This is a genomic window from Aquabacterium parvum, assembly GCF_001447195.1.
GTDB classification, from domain to species: domain Bacteria; phylum Pseudomonadota; class Gammaproteobacteria; order Burkholderiales; family Burkholderiaceae_C; genus Aquabacterium; species Aquabacterium parvum.
In genome coordinates, this window is sequence record NZ_LFRI01000047.1 from 1 (window position 1) to 2263 (window position 2263).

Genomic DNA, 2263 nt, shown 5'->3' on the forward strand with positions numbered 1-2263 from the left:
CAACCTGAGCGGCAGCGGTGCCAACACACCAACTTGGTGGCAAGAACGAATGTGCGACTGCCGCCGAGGAGGCGGCTCGTGTGGCCTGGGCAAGCGGCGTATTCCGCGAGGGCCTAACGCCCAAGTTCAGGGGCGCCCGCTTGGCATGGCCGAAGCGTGCACTGGTGGAGGCGTCCCCTGCAACGCACAGTTAGGCCGATGGTGGCATGAGGCGGCATGTGCATGATTCCCTGTGTGTTGAATGCTTGGCTGATGCCAGCTTGAATGCGAGCATGCCACGAGACCTTGCGCGAACCAAGAGGCGCATGCCTGGCTGCGAGTAGCCACCGAGGAGGTGGCTCGCTTGGCCTGTGCAAGCGACGTATTCACGCGAGGGCCTAACGCCCAAGTTCAGGGGCGCGCGCTTGGCGTGGCCGAAGCGCGCAGTGGTGGAGGCGTCCCCTGCAACGCCCAGTTAGGCCGGGTGGTGGCGTACGGCTGACTTTGCATGAGGCCCCTGTGTGTTGATTGCTGGGCTGATGGCCCGCTTGAATGCAAGCATGCCACGACGCCTTGCGCGAACCAATAAACGAAAGCTTGGTGCGGGTAGCCACCGAGGAGGTGGCTCGCTTGGCCTTTGCATGAGGCGTATTCCGCGAGGGCCTAACTGCAAATAGGCCAACCTGCCTTCGCATGGGATGTTGGCCTAAAAGTTTGTAACCACGCAGGCGGGGTGGCGCAAGTGCTTGATGTGCAAGGCATTTGTTCTCCCGTGATGCTGTTGTGGTGGTGTGATAGGTAGCCTAAACGATGTTGGCGCATGCGGGGTAGTGGCGCGCCCCGGAACGAGTGGTTCACGCGGTGGAAGAAGAGAGGTGTTGGCGGGTGGACACCCTGATTATTTGTGGATACAATAAATGAATGCGCCTGACCTACGACCCAGCCAAAAGCGCGCGCAATGAAGATGAGCGAGGCATGCCCTTTGGGCTTGCCGACAGGTTCGATTGGAGTAGCGCGTTGATCGTTGAAGACGCCAGGCAGGACTACCCTGAACGCCGATTCCAGGCGCTTGGCTTCATTGATGAGCACTTGTGCATGCTGGTGTTCACGCCGCGCGATGGCGCGGTGCACGTGATCAGCTTGCGCCGTGCCAACAAACGTGAAAGGACTCGCTATGCCGCGCAAACCCAACCCTGAACGCTTGGACAACGACTCACCCGAGGCCACGGAAGAGTGGTTTGCAAAAGCTCGGCCGGCAAAGGATGTGTTGGCCGACCTGATGGACGCAGATGTGGCCAAGGAGATGCTCAAGCCAAAGCGAGGTCGACCGCCCGCCAGTCGCCCAAAAGAGCACGTCAACATTCGTTTGGATGCGGACATCTTGGATGCGTTCAAAGATCGCGGTGCTGGCTGGCAGACACGCATCAACACGGCACTGCGTGATTGGCTGAAGACTCACCCGAACACGCGAAAGGCCTAACGCCCAAGTTCAGGGGCGCCCGCTTGGCATGGCCGAAGCGTGCACTGGTGGAGGCGTCCCCTGCAACGCACAGTTAGGCCGATGGTGGCATGAGGCGGCATGTGCATGATTCCCTGTGTGTTGAATGCTTGGCTGATGCCAGCTTGAATGCGAGCATGCCACGAGACCTTGCGCGAACCAAGAGGCGCATGCCTGGCTGCGAGTAGCCACCGAGGAGGTGGCTCGCTTGGCCTGTGCAAGCGACGTATTCACGCGAGGGCCTAACGCCAAAGTTCAGGGGCGCCCGCTTGGCCTGGCCGAAGCGCGCACTGGTGGAGGCGTCCCCTGCAACGCCCAGTTAGGCCGATGGTGGCATGTGACTGCATGTGCATGCGCCCCTGTGTGTTGAATGCTTGGCTGACGCCAGCTTGAATGCAAGCATGCCAAGAGACCTTGCGCGAACCAAGAAGCGCATGCCTGGCTGCAAGTAGCCACCGAGGAGGTGGCTCGCTTGGCCTGTGCAAGCGGCGCATTCACGCGAGGGCCTAACGCCCCAGTTCAGCCGCGCCCATAAGGCGGTGCCGAAGCGATGCGGTGAGTGAGCGTCGGCTGGAACGCCAAGTTAGGCTGGTGACAGGTGAGAAGCTGCATGAGTTCATGTGGCTTGGCTGTTGAGTTTTGTCTGAGCATGAGGTTGCCCCTGAATTTCGGAGCGCTTAGCCCGGGTTTCATGCGGCGTTCTTGCGCTGAGCCGCCAGCCAGCGTTGCTCGTATTGCATGGGGCTGAGATAGCCCAGCGCCGAATGCAGACGAGAGTGATTGTAG

The 2263-nt window shown here is 60.6% G+C and carries 3 protein-coding genes; 2 read left to right on the forward strand and 1 reads right to left on the reverse strand.

The window, feature by feature from the left end:
• Positions 1–900 precede the first annotated feature (900 nt).
• A complete protein-coding gene (locus ABG80_RS01785) occupies positions 901–1176 on the forward strand; it encodes a BrnT family toxin (protein ID WP_058086088.1) in 276 nt (91 codons plus the stop codon).
• A complete protein-coding gene (locus ABG80_RS01790; RefSeq protein ID WP_058086089.1) occupies positions 1154–1459 on the forward strand; it encodes a BrnA antitoxin family protein in 306 nt (101 codons plus the stop codon). Before ABG80_RS01785 ends, ABG80_RS01790 begins: the two co-directional genes overlap by 23 nt.
• A gap of 707 nt (positions 1460–2166) precedes the next feature.
• Here ABG80_RS01790 and ABG80_RS24025 read toward each other — a convergent pair.
• Positions 2167–2263, reverse strand: a 97-nt coding sequence (locus tag ABG80_RS24025; protein ID WP_083505659.1) for an IS3 family transposase, incomplete at its 5' end; no start/stop codon positions are given.